The sequence below is a fragment of the Obesumbacterium proteus genome (assembly GCF_001586165.1).
GTDB lineage: Bacteria > Pseudomonadota > Gammaproteobacteria > Enterobacterales > Enterobacteriaceae > Hafnia > Hafnia protea.
On sequence record NZ_CP014608.1, the window covers coordinates 3,507,111 to 3,529,738 of the forward strand.

The window sequence follows — 22,628 nt, forward strand, 5'->3', positions numbered from 1 at the left end:
TATGGCGTTTACGTTTAGATCGATGTAGGTAAATTTAGCTCGTTACGCTAAATGCGGCATGAAACTCAACGGTACCGACGGGAACCTGTCCTTTAAAGGACAAGGTCTGAAAATATTCAGCCGGAACCCCTGGCAAGACCAACGAATCATCGGCAACGAATCCAAAACGGCTATAGAAAGCCGGATCGCCCAGCACGACACATCCCGCAGCACCAATAGATTTCAATTCAACCAGAATTTGTTTAACCAGCGCAGAACCGATCCCTTTCCCCTGAAAATCGGGAAGGACGGAAACCGGCGCTAAACCATACCAGCCAGACTCACCACCGCTAATCGTGACTGGTGAAATAGATGCGTGGCCCACTATGTGTGGAGCACCGAGATGTTGATCATCGAGTGCCACCAGCGAAAGCGTGAGTGCGCCAGCATCTCTGAGAGCGTTAACGATCAAATGCTCGTTATGATCGGTATGTTCCGCATTTAAAAATGCACTGGCGGTTACTGATTCTATGGTCGCGATATCCTGCGGTGTTTCATGACGAAGCGTTATGGTCATTGCTATATTTCTCAGTGGTGAATTACATAAAGAATAGTTAAATTATACATTTTATTCATGATTGAGACAGTAATTTACCTTCACCATCATTGGCTATCCAATAGCTTTATTGTCTGATAAACAATGCAGCCAAGCCCTAACCCCCTTCCCACCGACAATAACTAATTCATCGAACAATAATTAACACGACAAACATTTATAAATTCAAATGATATATGGAGTGTGAATCATTTTAACCCTTAGATATCATGGCAAAATATTAATTTATTTATTCATTTCCGATCGATCAATATACAATAAACCTATACACTTACCGATGGATATTTATAGTTAGCGATAACACATATCCATCGCAAATGAATTCAATATTAATTAAGGACGGATTAATGAAAAAGATTTTAGCGTTATTTATTGTAGCAATGCTTGGAACCGCTTCGGCATCAGCAATCGCATGCCCAAAAGGCGAGCATCCCTACGGTGGCTCAGGCTCTCATCATAAAGGCGGGTATTGCGCTTAACATACATAATCCCTCATAACCGAGGGATTTTTAAGTCTATATGCCATATCGCAATGATTCTGGCTACGACACACTCATCATCTATTGAATAACTAGTGAAGCATTACGAGAAATACCCCATCACCACATTAATGGTGGATATATTTTCCTAAAAATCCATTTTCTCTTTTATAAGCTGAAAACCTGCAAATCTAAGCTTTGAGCAAAGTAAGTCTTTTCTCATACTGAGTGACATCGAATACATTTCACGAGCATCCTGATCCATACTCGCACTGTTTTCATTTAAAAACCGATATCCTTCAGCGATGTTATGATAGGCACCCGCAAGCTCATCGTATTCTTTTGGGTCTTCTTTCATTAAAAAGCTTAAAGCTTCTAGGCAACGGGCTCCTGTTATCACACCAACCAATTGACTTTGTACTACACCGTCATTTTGCACATCCTTGTCGTTAATCATAATTGCAGCATCGTCTAGAGAAATATCTTTAGGCTCTTGAGCTATACACGAACTTAAAGCCAGCGACGCCAGTAACATACTAAAAATCTTACAATTCATATATATGTGGCTACTGTGCAATTGCTATTGCGCAGATTATACCTATTTTTGTGTGCATCATTTGCTGATCATACACAAGTAAAGTCCTCACTCTTCAGCTTCTGCTATCGGCGCTTTGTAGAATAAAACTGTAAAACCCGCTGGAATTCGTCGCCGTAATCCGTACCATACACGCCACGAAGTAGAACTGGCGATAGCCGCGTAGGCTAGATGCAGTTGGCCTTGTTCATCAGGCCTGAGCCTGCCAGATCAAAAAATGATTATTGCGCGTTGGGCACTTAACCCTGCGAGCCTCATAACACCGGATACATATTCAATGTCAGAAGAACAAACCATCAACAAGAAAGAACAATACAATCTCAACAAGCTACAAAAACGCCTGCGCCGCAATGTGGGTGAAGCCATCGTCGATTACAACATGATCGAAGAAGGCGACCGTATTATGGTTTGCTTATCCGGTGGTAAAGACAGCTACACCATGCTGGAAATCCTGCGCAATCTGCAACAAAGTGCACCTATCAACTTCAGCTTGGTCGCTGTGAATCTGGATCAGAAACAGCCTGGTTTCCCCGAAGATATCCTGCCTGCTTATTTGGACAGCATCGGCGTGGAATACAAAATCGTTGAGGAAAATACCTATGGAATAGTTAAAGAAAAAATTCCAGAAGGTAAAACCACCTGCTCACTCTGCTCTCGCCTACGTCGTGGGATCCTGTACCGCACCGCGACCGAACTGGGCGCGACCAAGATTGCGTTAGGCCATCATCGTGATGACATGCTGCAAACGCTGTTCTTAAACATGTTTTACGGCGGCAAGCTGAAAGGTATGCCACCTAAATTGATGAGTGATGACGGCAAGCACATCGTTATTCGTCCGCTGGCTTACTGCCGCGAAAAAGATATTGAACGTTTTGCTGAAGCGCGCGCTTTCCCAATTATCCCGTGCAACCTGTGTGGCTCACAGCCAAACTTACAGCGTCAGGTCATCAAAGATATGCTGCGTGATTGGGATCGCCGTCATCCTGGCCGCATCGAAACCATGTTTAGCGCGATGCAGAACGTAGTACCTTCGCATCTTGCTGATATTAATCTGTTCGATTTTAAAGGTATTCAGCACGGCGGCGAAGTTGTCGACGGCGGTGATTTGGCGTTTGACCGCGAAGAGCTGCCGCTGATCCCTGTCGGATTGGCTGATGATGAAGATGCCCCAAACTTTGACAACGCGGTACGTTTGGATGTAGTTGAAGTGAAGTGATGGCAGGTTTATAAATAGTGAACGCCGCTCATGCGGCGTTTTTTTATACTTAAAATTCAATACTACGCACAATAAAAAGCCAATTTAAAGAGGTTTGTCTCTTTTGCTCGAGCTACTGTATTTATATACAGCCACCATGTAAAGGCAAAAAAAATGCCGACTAAAAGTCGGCATGTTACGAATTAAATGTGCTATGCAATAATTCAAAAAATTAGGAAGTAAGACAATATGGAGCGCAACGCCCATCGCTTGGCGTTGCATTCACCTGCGAAATGAAGTTTGCCCTACCTCTAAAGGATAAATGTTGATATGGCTCAATATCGCGGGCTGTTTTGGCTATTCATACCGATTTCTTTGATTTGCCACAAAAATTTTGCCGTGAGTATTTACAACCATTTACTACGTTTTAACCAGACCACAACGAAAACACACAACAAAACTAGCAAAAAGCAGAATGTGGCAAACGCAACCGGCGACGTACTGCCGGGAATACCCCCTAAGTTCACCCCAAACAGCCCGGTTAAAAACGTCGTTGGCAGGAAAAGCATGGCCAGCAGCGACATCGTATAGGTACGGCGGTTCATCGCATCCGCCATCAGGTTTGAAATTTCATCGGCCAGAATAGCAGTACGCGCAATGCTGCCGTCCAAGTCATCCAAGCCGCGACCAAGACGATCTGAAATGTCCTGCATGCGACGACGATCGTCATCGGTCATCCATGGCAAACGCTCGCTGGCCAAGCGGGCAAAAACATCACGCTGTGGAGCCATATAGCGACGTAGCACAATCAGCTGTTTGCGGATGAGCGCAAGCTGTCCGCGTTCAGGAACCTGTTGATCGAGCAGGTTGTCTTCAAGATCGATGATTTTGTCATGCAGGTCTTCAATGAATTCGCTGGCATGGTCAGTGAGCGCATCAGCAACCTGTACTAATAAATCGCCGCTGCTTACAGGGCCTGTGCCGTTTTGCAGATCGGTCAGTACTTCGTCAATGGCATACACTTTACGATGGCGCGTCGACACCACCAGCTTGCCCGTCATATAAAGCCGTATGACCACCAATTGATCGGGGCGTGAATCGTTATTAAAGTTAATGCTACGCAGCGTAATCATGGTGCCATCGCCCAAGCGTGTCACCCGCGGACGCATGCTTTCACCGCCCAGACACTCGCGAACGGAGTCAGGCAACAGCACAGAATTTGTCAGCCAGCGTTGAGTTTCTTGGCGCGCATAGTCCAAATGCAGCCAGCAAGGATGTTCGCAGGTCGCCTGCGTGAGATCCGTAACCGGAACGCTTCCGCCCTTACCATCGAGCTGCAAAGCATAAACAGCATCCTGAATTTTTAACTGTTCACCCGAAATGACATTAGTATCAGTCACGGCATCCTCTTTCAGTCGCAAAAAAACGATATCTAATACTAGCCTTAACGTTTTGAAATTTAAACCTTCAGGGAAATTTCACTCAACATATGGCGTAAATAAATACGCCCTTCAGATTGGCTAAAGGGCGTAGAAATAAGCATCATGATTTAAGCAGGGTCAATCACCGCGGTCGTAAGCCGCGACGTACAGCATAAGCGATTTTGCTGATCAAAAATTTCTATCTGCCACACCTGATGACGTCGACCAACGTGTACTGCCTTGCACACACCTCGCACTCGCCCTTCGCGCACCGCGCGAATGTGATTAGCATTAATTTCTAACCCAACCACCTGTTGCTTGCCCTCACTGCACAGATACCCAGCCAGTGAGCCTAGCGTTTCGGCTAATACCACGGAAGCTCCGCCGTGCAGCAGTCCAAAAGGCTGCGTCGTTCGACGATCGACCGGCATCGTCCCTTCGAGTTCATCATCACCCATGCGGGTAATTTGGATATCAAGATGACCGACCATACAATCGGCACCGGTTTGATTAAGCTGCTCAAGCGTTGCCGCACGTTTCCAAATCATCGAACAATCTCCAAAAGTGCCTGTAGAGGATGGCGTAATCCATTTCCTTCAATGCGTTTAACCTGACTGCGGCAAGAATATCCCGGAGCAAGACAGCGCTGACGCGGCAAGCGTTGCAGTGCCTGATGCCACGATAGCTCATAAATACCCAGCGAGTTAGCAAGGTTCTTACTTTCATGGCCGTAAGTTCCTGCCATTCCACAGCATCCAACGCTAACATTTTCCAAGGTAGCACCATAGCGGGCAAATATTTTCTGCCATTGTTGCGTGCTCGCAGGCAATGCCGTCGTTTCAGTACAGTGGCCGAACAAATACCATGATTCCCCAGTTTGAGGAGGTGTCTCCGGCGGCTGAGGCAATGCTTTTTGCAGCCACTCGTGAACTAACTGTACGCTGAAATCCCCACGCTGCTCACCTAAAACTTCACGATACTCATCGCGGTAGCACAGCACTAAAGCGGGATCGACCCCCACCATCGGCATCCCCAAGCGCGCAACGCGATTGAGGAAGTCTGCCGTTTTTTGTGCCGTTTTGGCAAAGCGAGTGAGAAAGCCTTTAATATGCTGCGCCTTACCATTGGGCGAGAACGGCAGCAGAACGGGCTGAAACCCTAAGCGCTCAACCAACCGGACAAAATCTGCCACGACTTGAGCATCATAGTAAGTCGTGAAGGGATCTTGCACGATCAACACATGGCGCTGGAGATCTTGCTCGCCCAGTTTTTCGAGCTGTTCCAACGTGGTTTGGTAGGCGCTGTGCCCAGCTAGTGACTGTTTAAGTGTTGGCGTCGACAGTAACGGTAAATCCACCATACCAATACGTTTTTCGCTCATAGTGCGCAACCACGGCTGGCTGAAGAAGAAGTTGAATACCTTCGGTGCCTTCGCCATCAACGGGGTATAACTTTCAACGCCTGCAACCAGATAGTCACGTACCGGCCGCAGATAACGCGTGTGATACAGCTGTAAGAATCGAGCGCGGAAGCCCGGAACATCAATTTTAATGGGGCATTGGGTTGAACAGGCTTTGCAGGCCAAACAGCCTGACATAGCGTCTTTGACCTCATGCGAGAAATCATATTCGCCTTTTTTCGCGTGCCAAGAATTACGCGTTTTTTCAATCATTCCGCGCACGGTAGATCGTTCACCCAATTTTTGCTCAAGCGTTAGCGGGTCAACCCCCTGCTCGGAAAGCAACCGCAGCCATTCACGCACCAGCGTTGCTCGACCTTTAGGTGAATGAATTCTATCGCCAGTGATTTTCATCGACGGGCACATGGGGCTGCGCACATCAAAGTTAAAGCACAGACCGTTGCCGTTGCACTCCATCGCACCGCGATATTCGGTTCGTACCTGAAGCGGAATGCGCCTGTCGAAGGTTCCACGCTTTTGGGCATCAACCTGCATCATCGGCTCATCGCAGTCGAGTGGAGAACAAATTTTTCCCGGATTTAGTCGATTGTCAGGATCAAACGCGGCTTTGATACGGCGCAGTTCGGTAAACAACGCGTCACCAAAGAATTCAGGGCTGTATTGAGCACGAAAGCCTTTACCGTGCTCTCCCCACAGCAAACCACCGTATTTGGCCGTGAGTTCAACCACTTTATCAGACAGCGTTTTCATCAGCATTTCCTGCTGAGGATCGCACATATCTAAGGCAGGTCGCACATGCAGAACGCCCGCATCAACGTGGCCAAACATGCCATAGGTTAAATTGTGGCTATCGAGCAATGCGCGAAACTCAGCAATATAATCGGCCAGATGCTGTGGTGGTACGCAAGTGTCCTCCACGAAAGGGATCGGCTTAGCCTGCCCCTTCGCATTGCCCAGTAGCCCCACCGCTTTTTTTCGCATCGCATAGATACGCTCAATACCCGAGAGATCTTCGCAAACTTGATAACCAATCACTCCGGCTTGCTGTGCCGCCATCAGCTCGTCCATGCGTTGGCATAATGAGGTAACACGCGCATCAATCAACGCCAGATCGTCACCGGCAAACTCAACGATATTGAGCCCCAGCATCTCTTTATTGGGAACATCTAAAATCATTTCGCTAACGGAGTGCCAAACAATGTCTTCACGCGCCAGATTCAAAACCCGTGAATCCACGGTTTCTACCGACAGCGCTTTCGCCTCAACCATATAAGGCGCGTTGCGTAGCGCAGAGTCGAAGGAGTCATATTTGATATTCACCAACCGCCGCACTTTCGGGAGCGGAGTAATATCGAGTTTGGCCTCGGTTACAAACGCCAGCGTCCCTTCGGAGCCGGTGATAATGCGAGTCAGGTCAAACGTTTGCATATCATCGCTAAACACGTGGCGCAAATCATAGCCGGTCAGAAAACGGTTTAGCGCGGGGAACTTATCAATAATCAGCGCACGATTATTTCGACAGGAATCCACCACTGCGCGATAGATTTTTCCTCCCAGTGAGCCACTTTGCGCAAGCTTCTCCGCCAGCTCAACCGGAACGGGAGCGGTGTCCAGAAGCTCTCCGCCCAACAACACGGTTCGCAGCCCTAATACATGGTCAGACGTTTTGCCATACACCAGTGAACCTTGCCCTGAAGCATCGGTGTTTATCATTCCGCCAAGCGTAGCGCGATTACTGGTGGAAAGTTCTGGTGCAAAAAAGTAGCCAAAAGGCTTTAAATATTGATTAAGCTGATCTTTGATAACCCCAGCTTCAACCCTTACCCAGCCTTCTTCTGGATTAACCTCCAGAATACGATTCATATGGCGGGACATATCCACTACGATACCGCGGTTTAGCGATTGTCCGTTCGTCCCGGTACCACCGCCGCGCGGAGTAAACACCAGCGAGCGATAGCGCTCTTCATCTGCTACGCGGGCAATCAATGCCACATCGGGCGTGGAACGCGGAAACAACACCGCATCCGGTAATAATTGATAAATGCTGTTGTCGGTGGCCATGGTTAGGCGTGCCGCATAGCTGGTATCCATATAGCCGGTAAAACCGTTATTTTTCAGCGATTGCAAGAAATCCAGCACCAGCTGAACAAGTCCTGGTGCCTGAGAAATTTGTGGGATCATCCGTCTCAACCCTGTCATGGTTGCTTATCAAATAAGGCTTATCAAAGCGTGCTCACATCAAAACTGTCTGCACCTACGCGCAGTGCCTGGATCTGAAAGGCAGATCCCCCCTTTTTTATTATTCATGCGCTTCGCTGAGTGGCTTAAGTATGAAGCGTGAACCTAAGAAGCTATCACAAAAAAAGCACGGCTGCCGATGTCAGTAGCAACAAAATTTACCCTTTGATAACAATGCGATTGCAACTGCGCAAAACATATCGCTAGCTAAGCGCGATGTTAGTCGAACATTCTGCTGAGCATTCACGTCTTCTCACTTTACCTATAAAAATCAGAATCTCAGTTTTCTTAATGTTTCGTTAAGGTTCGAAATGGATACTGCAACTCTGATTATTTCATTAGGTGCATTTTATGTCTTATTTCCCTAAAACCTCTGTGGAATTTTGTGCTCAGTTATTTGCAGCAGTCACGACGGTGGCATTTATCGTTCATTATTTCACCAGCAACTAAATGATATCGCCGTATGTCCTTTGCTCATCGTATTCCGCGGCTGTGAGGTATCGGCTTATTAGATTGAATCTCCACGCTTAAATAACATCCACCTGCTATGCTTTCTTACATAGTGACGCTAGGGTTTTTACCCGTGATGGGTCATCATAGGCATAGGGAACTTAATGTTCTATTTTAGGATGGATTTCAAATGTATAAACCGCAGCACAAATACGATCTCCCCCGCATCATGTTCGGGGTTCTGTTTGTATCGTTGATGATTGTCGCCTGCCTTTGGGTGGTACAACCATTTATTCTTGGATTCGCATGGGCCAGCATGATTGTTATCGCAACTTGGCCGGTGCTAATTAAATTGCAGAGTATATTTTGGGGTAAGCGCTGGATTGCAGTGTTACTCATGACATTATTACTGCTGCTACTTTTCATTATTCCTATTGCCCTCGTGATAGGCAGCCTAATTGATAATAGCGGCCCCGTTCTTGAGTGGGCATCGTCCGCGAAAAACTGGTCAATTCCCGATCTGCTTTGGTTAAAAAGCATTCCTGCCGTTGGGCACAAGCTGTATAACAGCTGGCATTCCATGCTAGCCGGTGGCGGCAGCATTATTATCGCCAAAATACAGCCCTACATTGGCCAAACCATCACGTGGTTTGTTGCTCAAGCCGCGCATGTCGGTTCATTCGTATTGCACTGTTCTCTAATGCTGTTATTCAGCGCGCTGCTCTATAGCCGCGGCGAAGATGTCGCTTTAGGTATTCGCCACTTTGCCATTCGCTTAGGCTCAGAACGTGGCGATGCGGCAGTCGTTCTTGCTGCTCAAGCTATTCGCGCTGTCGCGCTCGGTGTCGTCGTTACCGCGCTTGTTCAATCGGTTCTCGGCGGTATTGGTCTGGCGATCAGCGGAATTGGCTACGCCACGCTGCTTACCGTGCTCATGTTCATTTGTTGTTTAGCACAGCTTGGGCCGTTATTAGTGTTGGTCCCTGCCATCATCTGGTTGTATTGGAGCGGTGATACTACCTGGGGGACGGTGCTACTCGTGTGGAGTTGTGTTGTGGGTACGCTGGACAACTTCCTGCGTCCTGCGCTGATTCGCATGGGGGCTGATTTGCCGATGATACTCATTTTGTCTGGCGTTATCGGCGGCCTGTTAGCTTTCGGTATGATCGGTCTGTTTATCGGTCCGGTGGTGCTTGCCGTTTCTTATCGCTTAGTCTCTGCTTGGGTTCATGAAGCACCTGAACCGGTGAAAGACGTTGAGCAAGTCGCACGCGAATTAGATCAGCTCTAAGCAGAACCAAAACATCGATATATTATAACGGGGCTAATGGCCCCGTTTTTAATTGAGATTATTCACACCCAGAACGCTTATTTTAGATAAGCAAGCGACACAATTAAGAATATCCTTAAGTTTTTTCTTAATTTAATCATAAATAAATACTTAACTTTTTTATTTATGGTTAATTATCCAACCATTAAAGATTATTCTTAAATATGCTGACAACAAACTATCGTAATAACTAAAAATGGGTTATATAATATAACCCATTCTGATTCAGATGATTCTTAAAGACGATCTAAGCCACCATACCTATCATGTTCAGTAACTTAGATTGCTAAGTACCTCTAAAGGAGCCGCGTTGTTTAAGCGTAACTTCTTACCGAATTGCTGTGTGTAGTCTTTGCCCATCACCCTATGATGGGCTTTTTTTTTATTATTTTTCCAGCAGAATAAATCATCGAAAACATCTTAAATTTAAAAAAAAAGCGACTGTAAATAACAGTCGCTCGATTGAAGATTCGTTTAATTTATCGCCGAATCTATTTTTCCGACAAATTAATCCACGTTTGAACTACCGTATCTGGATTTAAGGATAAGCTATCAATGCCTTCATCCATCAACCGGCGGGCAAAATCTTCGTGATCTGACGGTCCTTGCCCGCAAATACCCACGTATTTCCCCTGAGCCTTAGCCGCTCTGATCGCCATAGAAAGCAGCGCCTTAACCGCTTCATTGCGCTCATCAAACAGCTCAGAAACAACACCGGAATCGCGATCCAGCCCCAGCGTAAGCTGAGTCATGTCGTTTGAGCCAATGGAGAAGCCATCGAAATGTTCAAGGAACTGGTCAGCCAGCAGAGCATTTGATGGGATTTCACACATCATGATGACCTTAAGATCGTTCTCGCCGCGTTTAAGCCCTTCCGATGCCAGCTGCTTAACTACGGCTTCGGCCTGCGCCACGGTACGAACGAACGGGATCATCACTTCAACGTTAGTCAGCCCCATATCATTACGCACACGTTTTACCGCTGCACATTCCAACGCGAAACAATCTTTAAAGCTATCTGCAACGTAGCGACCCGCGCCACGGAAGCCCAGCATTGGGTTCTCTTCATGTGGCTCATAACGCTCACCGCCGACGAGATTGGCATATTCATTAGACTTAAAGTCAGACAGGCGCACGATAACGCGTTTTGGCCAGAATGCAGCCGCCAACGTCGCGATCCCTTCCGTCAAGCGACCGATGTAAAACTCAACGGGGCTGTCATAGCCTTGCATCATCTGCTTAATCTCGGCCTGAGTCTCAGCATCTTGCTGGTCGAACTCCAGCAGCGCACGCGGATGCACGCCTATCATGCGGTTGATAATGAACTCCAAGCGCGCAAGACCTACGCCCTCGTTTGGCAGGCGAGCAAAGTCAAAGGCGCGATCCGGGTTACCAATGTTCATCATGATCTTCAGCGGCAGGTCAGGCATAGTCGAAACCTGAGAACTATGCACCGTGAAGTCCAGCATATCGCTGTAAACATAGCCGGTATCGCCTTCGGCACAGGAAACCGTGACTTTCTGACCGTCACGCAAATGTTCCGTCGCATCGCCGCAGCCCACCACCGCAGGAATACCCAGTTCACGCGCGATAATGGCCGCGTGGCAGGTACGTCCACCACGGTTGGTGACAATGGCCGATGCCTTCTTCATGATCGGTTCCCAATCGGGATCGGTCATATCCGTCACCAGCACATCACCCGGCTCAATACGGTTCATTTCACTGATATCATGGATGACTTTTACCGGACCGGCACCAATGCGATGACCGATGGCTCGGCCTTCGGTTAGCACTTCACTATGACCCGTCAGTTGGTAGCGCTCCATCACTTGCTCATTGGAACGAACGGTTTCTGGACGCGCCTGAACGATAAACAGCTTGCCGGTGTGCCCGTCTTTCGCCCATTCGATGTCCATTGGACGACCATAGTGTTGCTCAATCATCAGCGCCTGATGCGCCAACTGCTCCACCTCATGGTCGTTCAAACTAAAGCGGTTGCGGGCGTTGTCTTCAACATCTTCAATACGCACCTGTTTGCCGTGCTCTTGGCTTTCGGCATACACCATCCGGATTTTTTTCGAACCCATGGTACGACGCACAATCGCTGGTTTGCCTTTTTGCAGCGTCGGTTTGTGAACGTAAAACTCATCAGGGTTTACCGCCCCCTGCACCACCATTTCACCCAGACCGTAGGCTGAAGTAATGAAAACAACCTGATCGAAGCCAGACTCAGTATCAATAGTGAACATCACACCGGCGGCAGCTAAATCAGAACGCACCATTAGTTGCACGCCCGCAGAGAGTGCAACGCCACGGTGGTCATAGCCTTGATGTACGCGATAGGAAATAGCGCGATCGTTAAACAGCGAGGCAAACACATGCTTCACCGCGACCATCACCGCGTCGATACCTTGAACGTTGAGGAAAGTTTCTTGCTGACCGGCAAATGACGCGTCAGGCATATCTTCAGCCGTCGCGGATGAACGCACGGCAAAGGATGCATCGGCATTATCTTGTGCCAGTTGTTGATAAGCACTACGAATGTCACGCTCTAATGCTGGAGTAAATGGCGTTTCAACGACCCACTGACGGATCTGTGCGCCCGTTTTGGCCAGTTGTGTTACGTCATCAATATCTGTCTTATCCAGCAAATCATAAATGCGCTGGTTAACACCGCTTTGTTCCAGAAAATCATTGAATGCCTGTGCGGTAGTAGCAAAACCATTAGGCACCGAAACACCAAGCTCAGACAGATTGGTGATCATTTCTCCCAGAGAGGCATTCTTGCCCCCCACCCGATCAACATCGTGCATGCCGAGCTGGTTGTACCAAAGCACGTTATGCAAGTCAGGGCCATTACTAGACATCGAGACAATCCTTTTCACATTCAAAGATGGGTACAGAAAATAATTGTGGCCGTAAATCCGGCGTTTTCAGACTAGCACAATGTGGGGTTTCGCCAAGACAGGTGAATCGATCCACCTATTGGTGAATATCATGAATTTTCTTCAAACCGCACTTTTCTACTCAGGATGGCTGAAATCCGTCAGCAAAAAACCATAGAAAGCTGAAGGACAATCGGTTTGGTACAGGCAAACGATTTCCTTGGTTAATTAATCCATATACCAACAGATAAAACTGAAAAACCAGAGCCCAGAAGGCTTTGAATAGCTATTAATCAATTTTAGTGTTAGTTTACTGTGTGATTAGTCAATTTCAGTAATTAAACGCATTCAATAATTTTCATCCGTGAATGAGTTCCTGACACGTTTTTCCCTCAAACGTTATCCTTCTGGCTAATCAATCCGTCGCCAGCCGTATCTGTTTTTATCCCGTTCTATCGAGTTAGTTGTTTAAACATCACAGCAAAAGATTTTACATTTAAGGTTATTGCCATGATTTTTACCGATTTAGAGCTCCAAGATATTAAACGCTGTATGGATTTATTTTTATCGAAGCGTCGTCCCGCCGAAAACCTGCGCCATGAAAATGACCTTTCATATCGAATTACGGGCCACGACATCGACATTTTTGAGCTACATGCCTCAGACGAAGGCAAAAAAACCAAAATGGTTGAACAGCCTTCTATAAAGGTGACCTATGTAGAAGACTCCAAACAATGGACCCTCTATTGGATGCGCCCTAATGCCGAATGGCATCTCTATCAAGATGATGCAGTACCCTCTTTCAGTATTGCGATGCGTATTGTCGATCGCGATGAATTTGGCTGCTTCTTCGGTTAAAAGCATGCCGCTAAAGCATGTTTTCGCATGCTTGCAGTTTGAAATATAAAATATGTAAATAAAATGTGAGTGCGCTAGAGTAGGAACTACGTCAGAAAAGTCCCTACAGGAGCGCGGAGTGGAAAGAAGCGTATTTTATATTTCAGATGGCACGGCAATTACCGCCGAAGTTCTCGGTCACGCGGTACTGTCACAATTTCCCGTCGACATCACCTCATTTACCCTACCCTTTGTAGAAACTGAAACTCGTGCAGAAGCCGTGTGCCAGCAAATTAACGATATCTATCACCGTACCGGATCACGCCCGCTGGTGTTCTATTCCATTGTTTCGCCTAAAATTCGCGAAATTATTCACAGCAGCGAAGGATTTTGTCAGGATATCGTTCGAGCGCTGGTGGCTCCGTTGCAGGATGAGTTGGGAATGAATCCGGTTCACGTCGCCAATCTCACCCACGGTCTGACGGAACATAACCTACTAAAGTATGATGCCCGTATCGCGGCCATTGACTACACACTCGCACACGATGATGGCATTTCTCTGCGTAATCTTGATCAGGCTCAGGTTATCTTACTCGGAGTTTCTCGCTGTGGAAAAACTCCTACCAGTCTTTACCTCGCCATGCAGTTTGGTATCCGCGCCGCGAACTACCCATTTACCGCCGATGATATGGATAACCTCCAACTACCACCTGCGATTAAAGCCCATCAGCACAAGCTTTTTGGCCTAACGATAAACCCTGACCGATTAGCCGCTATTCGCGAAGGACGCCGAGAAAACAGCCGCTATGCCTCAATGCGCCAGTGCCGATTGGAGCTAGCCGAAGTTGAAGCCTTGTATCGCAAAAATCAAATCCGCTACCTCAACACCACCAATCACTCGGTCGAAGAGATTGCTACCAAGATCCTCGATACGTTGGGGTTAAGCCGACGGATGTATTAGTTCATCTATCCGATTAAAAACGCCGACGTTGACTGCTCGGCGTTCATGTCTTTACTGTTCCCATCATTAAATCTGCATTAAACAATCATTAATATACATTTAAATCAAATAGTTAATCTCAGTAGCGTAATTAATTAACTGCATACAAAGCCCATCAAGCACGATATTTTCCCCCTCACGATTTTCTACTTCCCCAATAGAGTTTCTATAAGGAACGTTGCACCATGCCAATGGATACTGGTCTCTATTTTTCCTGTCAAATCGGTGCTCTACCGATTGAGACGTTTGACGTTGCCGAATTCAACTTGAGCGAAGGGTTATCCGAGCTGTTCACGCTCACCCTCACGTTGGTCAGCACATCTGATAGCATCGATATGCAGTCACAGTTGCTACAAAGTGCCGTGTTGACCATTACCGTTGACGGCGATGTTAAGCGCATCGTCACCGGCGTCGTTACCAGCGCCGAACAGGGCGATTCCGGCTTTCGTCGCACCTATTATTATCTCACCGTCCGCCCCGCCATGTGGGTGATGACGCTTGACCAAGACAGCCGTATTTATCATCAAAAGTCCGTGCCTGACCTGCTGACCGAATTACTCAAGCAGCACTGCGTTCAGGGCAGCTGTGTGATGATGAAAGACGCCCACCCAGCGCATGAGTATGTGACACAAAAACGTGAATCAGGCTTCGAGTTCTTCACCCGTATGGCGGCCGAAGAAGGCTTTGTCTTTTGGTTTGAACCCAAAGGGTTGTGTTATAGCGACAGCTATTTAGGCATGGTAACGGGCTGTACCCTAGCCTATAACCCGCACCCAAAAGGCGCTGTTTCTGGCGATATCATTTCTCAATGGCGCTTTGGGGCACATATGCGCCCGCAAAAAACCGTGCAAAAAGACCGTAACTATCTTAACCCTGCCGACCGCTTGCAGCTCGATGGCTGGCCTAACGGCAGTGCGCGTAAACCCACTTCTTTTTCAGTTTTTGAAAGCTATGGTCGTTTTCAAAACGACGGCGAAGCAACTCCGTTAACCAAATATCGCATTGAACAACTGCAAGCCGACAGCCGCACGGGAACCGGTCAGTCAAACTGTGCTGCCTTGATGCCGGGCGAGATATTTACGCTCACCGAACACCCCGTTGCCGCCATGAATGACAAATGGCAAATCATCACCATTGAGCATCATGGAAAAATGCCTGAAGCGCTTGAGCAAGATAACGGCGAGCATCATCAGGGAACCACGCTAACGAATCATTTTCGCTTCATTCCGGGGAAAACCGATTGGCGCGCGCCCTACCGCTACAAACCTACCGCCGACGGTGACGAAGCGGCAACCGTGGTGGGGCCCGCGGGTGAAGAGATCTATGTGAATGAAGATGGCTGCATTCGCGTGCATTTTCACTGGGATCGTTATAACCCAGCGGATGAAAAAGCATCGTGTTGGATACGCGTATCGCAAGGCTGGAACGGCAGCGGCTTCGGCATGATGGCCATCCCACGCATTGGGCAAGAGGTGATCGTTTCTTACCTTAACGGCGATGTCGATCGACCTATCGTCACCGGAATGACCTACAACGCGCTCAATCATCCCCCGTATGCCTTACCCGCCAATAAAACCAAAACGGTTTTGCGCAGTAAAACCCTGAAAGGCCAAGGCTATAACGAACTCTCTTTCGAAGATACCTCCGGCAAAGAAGAACTTTATTTACGTGCTCAAAAAGACTTCCACGCACGGGTTGAAAACGACGCGCAATGGCAAATCTTACGCGACCAGCACCACAAAATAGAACGAGACCAAATCACTGAATTAACCCGCGATCGTCACGAAATTATTCAAGGGGAAATGCGCAGTAAAATCAGCGGTGATGTTTCGCTTGAAATAGGAGCAAGTCTGCAACAGCAAATCGGCAAATCGCACATCGTGAAGGCCAGTAAAGAAATTCACTACAGCGCAGGCAGCAAAGTGGTGATCGATGCAGGAACCGAGTTAACCCTCAAAGCCGGTGGAAAATTTATCACGCTCAACCCCTCGGGCATTTATATGTCTGCGGGCGTGCACATTGGCTCAGGCTCAGCGGGAAGCGGCTCTGCACTCTCCATAAAGTCTCCCCTTGAGGCGCTGAAATTAGCCGTGCCGCCACCGCTAACGCCAGCCCAGTTAGAAACGTTTGAAGCCGAAGCGCCCTATTGCGAAGAGTGTGAAAAATGCAAAGACGGCGGCTGTGGGTTTGGTGATGACGGCGGAACCGGCAACAGTGGAAATGATAACGGCGGCGCAGGCAACAACTCCGGAAGCGATAAGCATAACTCCGGCCCTGATGGCTGCTTTGGAAGCTCTGGCAATAAACCACCGCCTATTGACGATATGCTAAAACCAGGAGGCTGCTGGTAAATGAATACCGAGCGTTCATCCGAAAAAGACGTGGTTAGTGTTTCGCGCTGGATAAAAAACACCGAGGCCAGCGACTCTCGACTCTATGCCATTTTGGCCAGCACCAATGGTGGCGCAGCTCTCAAGGCCTATTACGCACTGGATGGAAAACGCACACCGCAGGGTCTTTATACCGATACGCCTTATGCCAACTGGTATCCGGTTATGCCAATGCTGGTTGAGCTGTCTCCCTATAGCCCTTTTTTAACCTGGGTAGAAGAGCATGCCACTCCTGCATGGGGTTGGCTCGCACGCTCTCCGCTTCCCGAGTCGGTGATCACCCAACATCTTGCGGGGTTAACACAGGTGTTCATGCCCAATGGGCAAGCCGTGTTCTTCCGCTATTGGGACGGGCGATACTTTAGGCAACATCTCGAATTCATCGGTGATAAATGGCATACCGTCCTCCCCGTATTTTCAGACTACTGGGTGGATGGAAACACTTTCGCCTGCTCAATCGGCAGTGACGCCGATATTCCTACCTCACCGTGGTGGCATATTCCGCCAGAACTGATCGAAAGAATGTCCGCCAAAAACCCCGAACCACAGGTCAATAATCTTCTACAAATGCTGCGCGAAGAGCATCCCATGATTTATGCGCGCTGGGCAGAACCGGTGCTGCGCCAACGTTTGAACCTGTTAATCACGCCAGAACGTCGCCAACGTGCTGATTTTATTCAACGTATCATCACTGAACTAGAAAAGGGGTAAAACGATGTCAGATGATTTTGAGGCATCCTGTGATGTATACCCATGGAGATCCATGGCAGCCTGTAAAATGTATAGGCCTGATCCGGCCAAAATAATCGCCGATGCTGAGGCTAACTATCTCAAGGTTATGGCGGATATGGGCAGCATGGTTCAAAGCTATATCGCTAATAACCAAGATCGTTTTTGGGGCAGCCTGCTGAATATGGATCAGCAGATTAAGTCTGGTGATATGACGTTAGCCACTGGCAGCGTAGACAGCAAAAGCCTACCGCTCTTTACTCAATGCTCTAAAGACGTGGAAAAAACCATTACCCTCACTCATGCATTCGAGTCGGTCAAGTTTATCCCTATTCGCAACTCGCCCTTCAAGCTTTTCAAATATAAAGGAGTTTACAGCGCGAACGATACGATCACGCCCTATCGGCTTCGCGGTGCCTTAATTCAAGATGTATCCACCACGGGTTTTACCGACTGGCACAATGCCAATCTGCAAGGCGGTGACGTCATCAGCTCTGGTCAATTTGACGAGCAAGGCAAAGCAACCGTCACCATTCCGGCCTGCGAAGCAGGCTATTACTACGTCTTAGCCGTATCCCCCGACATCCCGGATAGCCTACGAAGCTCACTGGTCACTGCCTATCAGGGCTTTGTTGATAAATGCATGACATGGCTAACAACGCAGTGGACAACCTCATTGCAAGCTGAATGGGCCAAATTTGCCAAAAATGACGGGAAAATTGATAGCGTTGAAGTGATGAGTCACGTCATCACAGGCATCTTCGGTCAGCTAAAAACCCTGTATGACACGCTGAAAAAGGTCTGGGGCTGGGTGAGTGAGTGTAATCTCACCGAGCTTGGAAAATATTTCTCCGCTGAGGGTCTTGCACAGTTCAAGGCTAAATTTGAAGCCGGTGGTAAAGAGATCGCCGATACGCTCACGTTGCTTAGTGACGAAATAATGCTCTATATCCTCGTCAACACCCTCTATTGCTATATCTCACTGTTAACACCGCAGCAAATCACCAATGCACTTGGCGAAGCCTTTGGCCAAATGCTGGTGATGAGTGCGTTGTATTTGGCCCCGCCCGGTGGATTAGCCACCCTGCTATTGGATGTGCTCGATGCAGCTAGCGGCGTCATCGCTTAGCGCCAGCACTCTCAGATAATTACGCCAATGTTTACGATTAAAACTAAGTGATAAGAAGGAACGTCTCGTGGCAAAAGGAATTGGTGCCGGCAGCAAGGTAATGAGTGATGTCAAAGACCTGCTGAAGGTAATGAAACAAGCCGTTGAAGAAAGCAAACATCTCGATGAGATAAAAAAACTCAGTGCGGCGAGTCACTTAAAAGCGACCGGGCACAGTGTGCAAAGCCCTGAACGCCTGAACAATGTGTCACTTAATCGTGATTACGCCAGCACGCATCAAATCGAGATCGAAGAAAAAGTCCCGCTCGGCGGTGACGGTGGTATCGGACCTGATGGCCATCGCTCACAGGGCAGCGGAGATACCACCACCGATGGCGATCCGGTTTCCATGATGAGCGGCGAAGAGTTATTGACGCTCGCCGACGGTACACTTCCAGGCTGGTTGCCCTTTACTTGGCAGCGTTGCTATCGCAGCAGTGCAGCAAACAGCGCCAATGATTTAGGCTTTGGCTGGCGTCATAGCCTCTCTCATTCACTCACCTTTGAAGGTGAAAAAGTCATTTGGCACGACGATGAGCATCGTACCACCACTTTCCCATTGCCTCATCCTGATGCCCCGTTAGTCGTCAACGTTGCCGGTGCGGCTAATCTTTCCATCGCCAGATTGAATGGCAATATCATCGCCAATGGCTACACCCTAACCTTCGCTAACGGGCAAGGCCAATATCAGTTTTATCGCGAAGGCGACCACGCCAAGCTCATCGGCATCAGCGATGCCTATGGCAACACGTTAACCCTGTTTTACGATAAACAGAATCGGCTGATTTCACTGTCTGATACCACGCAAGCACGCCTTAGCTTCGAATACTCGCCCTCAACGGCAACGCAAATCAGCGCCGTACATTTACAGCAAAGAGATCGCATCCAGCAAGTTTGGAACACGTTCCGCACCTTGATACGCTATGAGTACAATTCCGCAGGCGAGCTCATTGCGGCCACTAACGCCTTAGGTGAACGTGAACACTATCGCTATCGTGACGATCATGTCATCACCCAGCGTCAGCTAGCCGGTGGTGCTGAGTTTAATTGGGAATGGGCGCAGGTAGATGAACATCTGCGTTGCATACGCCAGTTTGGTAATTTCGGCCAACTCGACAACCGCTACCGCTGGAGTACCGAGCAACAGCAGGTCACCGTAACGCGCATGGACGGTAGCCAGCAGGTATACCAGCATAACGACGGCGCTCGGCTGATATACAGCAAAAGCGCAGCGGGCATTGAGCAGCACTGGCAATACAATGACACCGGGCTGTGCGTCGGTTACACCGATGGTTTGGGTCAGGTCACACGCTATTTCTACAACGATAACGGCCAACTTGTTACCAAAGCTGAACCCGGCCAAGTCATGACCCAATACCGCTGGTTAGCGGGTCATTTGTTCGAAGAGAGACGCGGTGCGCCTCCGCATCAGCAAGTATGGCGCTATGAGCGCAACCCACAAGGTGACGTGCTGAAAGCCACCGACCCCAGCGGCCTAACCACAACCTTCACCTATTACTCGCAAGGCAAAGTGGCCACCGTCACTGAACCTGACGGACAAACTCAGCAATACAGCTATGACGCACTGGGCCGCATGGTGGCTGAATCTCATTCGGGCAGCCAACGTGCATACACCTACTCCGGTCTCAATAGCCATCCTGAAACGATCCGTAGCGACCTAGGGACGGTCAGACACTATCAATACGATGCGCTAGGCAGAATGGTGTTCTGTCAGCAGGACGATGAAAAACCGCAGCGCTATGAATATAACGCCTATGGCAAAGTCACTCGCTTTATCGATGAGCAAGGCCACGAAACGCGCTATGAATATGCCGCTCCACTGCATCTGCTCACCCGCAAAATCCTGCCAAATGGCGATACCCTTGCCTATCGTTATGACAACGTGCATTTGCAGGTCAGTGAGATCACCAATGCCAAAGGCGAGCATTACCAACTGCGCTACGACGCCGACGGCAGGCTATGTGAAGAAATTGGATTTGATAATCTTAAAACTACCTATCAGCACGATGCCAACGGCCATCTGATTGAAAAACAAGAGTTCGGAAATCAGCATAATGAACCGCCGTTTATCACCGCCTACCAGCGCGATCCCAAAGGGCGATTATTGCTCAAAACCCTGCCCGATGGGCATACGGTCACCTATCAATACAACCCACAAGGCCAGTTAGTCAGCGTAGAAGAAGGCACTGCGCTGCTGTATTACGAATATGACACCGTTGGCCGACTCAGCGCCGAGCATCAGAACGGTCACACACAGCGCTATCGTTATGATGAATGTGGCAGGCTGGTTGGCACCCAGTTGCCCGATTTTCAATGGCTGGAATATCACTATCAGAACCAACAACTGGCGGAGATCACGCTCAACCAGCAACCGTTGGCGAATTTCCGTTATAACCCGCAGCAGCGCCTGAGTGAATACCATCAAGGCAACGGTCTGGTCAACCGCTATGGCTACAGCCCGCGCGGGCAGCGTAATCTGCATAAAATCTACCGCAACGAACAGCCTAACGTCGCCCTTTGGGAACAACGTTATCGCTACGCTTCGCAGGGCAATCTGCAAGAAACGGCGGGAAACGAAGCACGACACTATCAGTATGACTCGCTAAGCCGACTCAGCGCGGTTGACGCCCCCAACGGCGAGCCTGACGCCTACAACTCAGAAACTTTCCGCTGGGATGCTGCTGGAAACCCCGTGTATGGCGCGTTTCGCACCGATGCACAAAATGTGGCACCCGGAAACCGCTTGGCCCACTACAGCGGAAAACATTTCGAGTATGACCGGTTTGGTAACCTCATCAGCGAAAGCGTGGAAAAACATGCGGGGCTGTTGCTGGTTAAGCGCTTTAACTACGACTGTCAGCATCGGTTGATAAAAACCGAGATGCCCGATGGCACCATCGCTCGTTACACCTACGATGCGTTCAACCGACGCCTAAGTAAAACCGTTAACAACGTCACCACCCTATTCATCTGGCGCGGCCATCGATTAGCCGCGCAAATGGAAGGCGACCGTGAAAACTACCACAACTACATTTATCGCCCTAACAGCTTCGAACCGTTAGCGCTGACCCGCCATCACAGCTTCGAATACGACTATTATCAAGAACACCGCCACACCGACCGCGCCCTGCCAGTTAGACAAAAGCCGGAAATATACTGGTATCAAAACGACCACCTCGGCACGCCGCACTGCTTGACCGACGCCCACGGACAAGCGGTTTGGAAAAGCAATTACCTCGCCTTCGGCAGCATAAAAACCGAGGCCAACAACGGCGCCGGCATTGACAATCCCCTACGCTTTGCCGGACAGTATCACGACAGGGAAACCGGGCTCTTTTACAATCTAAACCGCTATTACGACCCCACCATGAAGCGGTATTTGACGCAGGATCCGGTTGGGTTAGCCGGTGGGTTAAATCCGTATTTGTATGTAGAAGGAAACCCCATAAGGAAGATTGACCCATTGGGGTTGTTTTCTTTGGGAAATGATCCGACTGGCGATCGTAGTCCTGAGCCTGAAATACAGAAAAAAGATAACTCTCCATTAATTCCAAAAACTAAGCAAGAAGAACAAATAGACATTTTAAGAAATGGTGGGGAAATTAGAGTAAGCAGCGTGGATGAGGCTAGAAATATACTAGATAATATGCCAGAGCTAAAACCATCAGGCAGCGGCGGTTATATTCCCGGTGATATTGATCCTCCTGGTACTTATCGAGGTGACCTTATCAACAAACAGGATCCTGAAAGTTCTAAAATTCATCCTAGAGGCCCACATATGCATACACCACACTACAATTTAACATTGAGAACATTTACTGAAAATGGTGGCACTCGTAGAAAGAAAGCTGCAATCTTTGTAGATGGTAAATAAA

General features: G+C 48.5%; 15 protein-coding genes, 1 other RNA gene and 1 pseudogene. 11 read left to right on the forward strand and 6 right to left on the reverse strand.

The genetic code is table 11. From position 1 onward, the window contains the following. Window positions 1–34: 34 nt before the first annotated feature. A complete protein-coding gene (locus DSM2777_RS16655; protein WP_061554600.1) occupies window positions 35–556 on the reverse strand; it encodes a GNAT family N-acetyltransferase in 522 nt (173 codons plus the stop codon). 386 nt (window positions 557–942) lie between these two features. Between DSM2777_RS16655 and DSM2777_RS25090 the strand changes: the two genes are divergently transcribed. Beyond that, window positions 943–1,074, forward strand: coding sequence for a hypothetical protein (locus DSM2777_RS25090; protein WP_257724758.1), 132 nt, complete (start codon window positions 943–945; stop codon window positions 1,072–1,074). Window positions 1,075–1,222: 148 nt separating this feature from the next. Here the strand turns inward: DSM2777_RS25090 and DSM2777_RS16660 are convergent, their stop codons facing one another. Next, window positions 1,223–1,609: a hypothetical protein gene (locus DSM2777_RS16660; protein WP_061554601.1), complete on the reverse strand. Its 387-nt coding sequence runs from the start codon at window positions 1,607–1,609 to the stop codon at window positions 1,223–1,225. 106 nt (window positions 1,610–1,715) lie between these two features. Here DSM2777_RS16660 and DSM2777_RS25120 point away from each other — a divergent pair. Then, window positions 1,716–1,808, forward strand: a pseudogene (locus DSM2777_RS25120) (site-specific integrase); the annotation flags it as partial. 138 nt (window positions 1,809–1,946) lie between these two features. Further along, window positions 1,947–2,885 (forward strand): tRNA 2-thiocytidine(32) synthetase TtcA, encoded by a 939-nt coding sequence (ttcA, locus tag DSM2777_RS16665; RefSeq protein ID WP_046459534.1) that lies wholly within the window; start codon window positions 1,947–1,949, stop codon window positions 2,883–2,885. Between the two features lie 386 nt (window positions 2,886–3,271). Here ttcA and zntB read toward each other — a convergent pair whose 3' ends face one another. From zntB to ydiJ, 3 genes are all read right to left on the reverse strand, one after another. Next, complete coding sequence (zntB, locus tag DSM2777_RS16670; protein WP_418009418.1) at window positions 3,272–4,279, reverse strand: zinc transporter ZntB; 1,008 nt, start codon at window positions 4,277–4,279, stop codon at window positions 3,272–3,274. Window positions 4,280–4,413: 134 nt separating this feature from the next. Continuing rightward, window positions 4,414–4,833 carry a 1,4-dihydroxy-2-naphthoyl-CoA hydrolase gene (gene menI, locus DSM2777_RS16675; protein ID WP_046459535.1) on the reverse strand — a complete coding sequence of 140 codons (420 nt, stop codon included), beginning with the start codon at window positions 4,831–4,833 and terminating at the stop codon, window positions 4,414–4,416. Further along, window positions 4,830–7,886 carry a D-2-hydroxyglutarate dehydrogenase YdiJ gene (gene ydiJ, locus DSM2777_RS16680; protein ID WP_061554603.1) on the reverse strand — a complete coding sequence of 1,019 codons (3,057 nt, stop codon included), beginning with the start codon at window positions 7,884–7,886 and terminating at the stop codon, window positions 4,830–4,832. The genes menI and ydiJ overlap by 4 nt, the downstream gene beginning before the upstream one ends. 697 nt (window positions 7,887–8,583) lie before the next feature. Here ydiJ and ydiK point away from each other — a divergent pair. After that, entirely contained in the window at window positions 8,584–9,684 is a 1,101-nt protein-coding gene (ydiK, locus tag DSM2777_RS16685) for an AI-2E family transporter YdiK (RefSeq protein WP_046459537.1), read from the forward strand. A 301-nt stretch (window positions 9,685–9,985) separates the two neighbouring features. Continuing rightward, an RNA gene (gene rprA / locus DSM2777_RS16690) (antisense sRNA RprA) lies at window positions 9,986–10,108 on the forward strand. 106 nt (window positions 10,109–10,214) lie between these two features. Here rprA and ppsA read toward each other — a convergent pair. Next, a complete protein-coding gene (gene ppsA / locus DSM2777_RS16695; RefSeq protein ID WP_061554604.1) occupies window positions 10,215–12,590 on the reverse strand; it encodes a phosphoenolpyruvate synthase in 2,376 nt (791 codons plus the stop codon). 528 nt (window positions 12,591–13,118) lie between these two features. On the opposite strand from ppsA, the gene DSM2777_RS16700 reads away from it, so the two are divergent. From DSM2777_RS16700 to DSM2777_RS16725, 6 genes are all read left to right on the forward strand, one after another. Further along, window positions 13,119–13,466: a DUF3024 domain-containing protein gene (locus tag DSM2777_RS16700; protein WP_061554605.1), complete on the forward strand. Its 348-nt coding sequence runs from the start codon at window positions 13,119–13,121 to the stop codon at window positions 13,464–13,466. A gap of 118 nt (window positions 13,467–13,584) precedes the next feature. After that, window positions 13,585–14,406, forward strand: a complete 822-nt coding sequence (gene ppsR, locus DSM2777_RS16705) for a posphoenolpyruvate synthetase regulatory kinase/phosphorylase PpsR (protein ID WP_046459540.1) — start codon at window positions 13,585–13,587, stop codon at window positions 14,404–14,406. 224 nt (window positions 14,407–14,630) lie between these two features. Further along, window positions 14,631–16,796: a type VI secretion system Vgr family protein gene (locus DSM2777_RS16710; RefSeq protein ID WP_071889930.1), complete on the forward strand. Its 2,166-nt coding sequence runs from the start codon at window positions 14,631–14,633 to the stop codon at window positions 16,794–16,796. Beyond that, window positions 16,797–17,546, forward strand: coding sequence for a DUF4123 domain-containing protein (locus tag DSM2777_RS16715; RefSeq protein ID WP_061554606.1), 750 nt, complete (start codon window positions 16,797–16,799; stop codon window positions 17,544–17,546). It begins immediately after the preceding gene. Window positions 17,547–17,598: 52 nt separating this feature from the next. Beyond that, window positions 17,599–18,693: a hypothetical protein gene (locus DSM2777_RS16720; RefSeq protein WP_061554607.1), complete on the forward strand. Its 1,095-nt coding sequence runs from the start codon at window positions 17,599–17,601 to the stop codon at window positions 18,691–18,693. Between the two features lie 67 nt (window positions 18,694–18,760). Beyond that, entirely contained in the window at window positions 18,761–22,627 is a 3,867-nt protein-coding gene (locus tag DSM2777_RS16725) for an RHS repeat-associated core domain-containing protein (RefSeq protein ID WP_061554608.1), read from the forward strand. Window position 22,628 lies beyond the last annotated feature (1 nt).

Bases quoted from the DNA above. Each gene is read 5' to 3' on its own strand.
- DSM2777_RS16655 (WP_061554600.1), bottom strand. From the start codon at position 556: ATGACCATAACGCTTCGTCATGAAACACCGCAGGATATCGCGACCATA.
- DSM2777_RS25090 (WP_257724758.1), top strand. From the start codon at position 943: ATGAAAAAGATTTTAGCGTTATTTATTGTAGCAATGCTTGGAACCGCT.
- DSM2777_RS16660 (WP_061554601.1), bottom strand. From the start codon at position 1,609: ATGTTACTGGCGTCGCTGGCTTTAAGTTCGTGTATAGCTCAAGAGCCT.
- ttcA (WP_046459534.1), top strand. From the start codon at position 1,947: ATGTCAGAAGAACAAACCATCAACAAGAAAGAACAATACAATCTCAAC.
- menI (WP_046459535.1), bottom strand. From the start codon at position 4,833: ATGATTTGGAAACGTGCGGCAACGCTTGAGCAGCTTAATCAAACCGGT.
- ydiJ (WP_061554603.1), bottom strand. From the start codon at position 7,886: ATGATCCCACAAATTTCTCAGGCACCAGGACTTGTTCAGCTGGTGCTG.
- ydiK (WP_046459537.1), top strand. From the start codon at position 8,584: ATGTATAAACCGCAGCACAAATACGATCTCCCCCGCATCATGTTCGGG.
- ppsA (WP_061554604.1), bottom strand. From the start codon at position 12,590: ATGTCTAGTAATGGCCCTGACTTGCATAACGTGCTTTGGTACAACCAG.
- DSM2777_RS16700 (WP_061554605.1), top strand. From the start codon at position 13,119: ATGATTTTTACCGATTTAGAGCTCCAAGATATTAAACGCTGTATGGAT.
- DSM2777_RS16710 (WP_071889930.1), top strand. From the start codon at position 14,631: ATGCCAATGGATACTGGTCTCTATTTTTCCTGTCAAATCGGTGCTCTA.
- DSM2777_RS16715 (WP_061554606.1), top strand. From the start codon at position 16,797: ATGAATACCGAGCGTTCATCCGAAAAAGACGTGGTTAGTGTTTCGCGC.
- DSM2777_RS16720 (WP_061554607.1), top strand. From the start codon at position 17,599: ATGGCAGCCTGTAAAATGTATAGGCCTGATCCGGCCAAAATAATCGCC.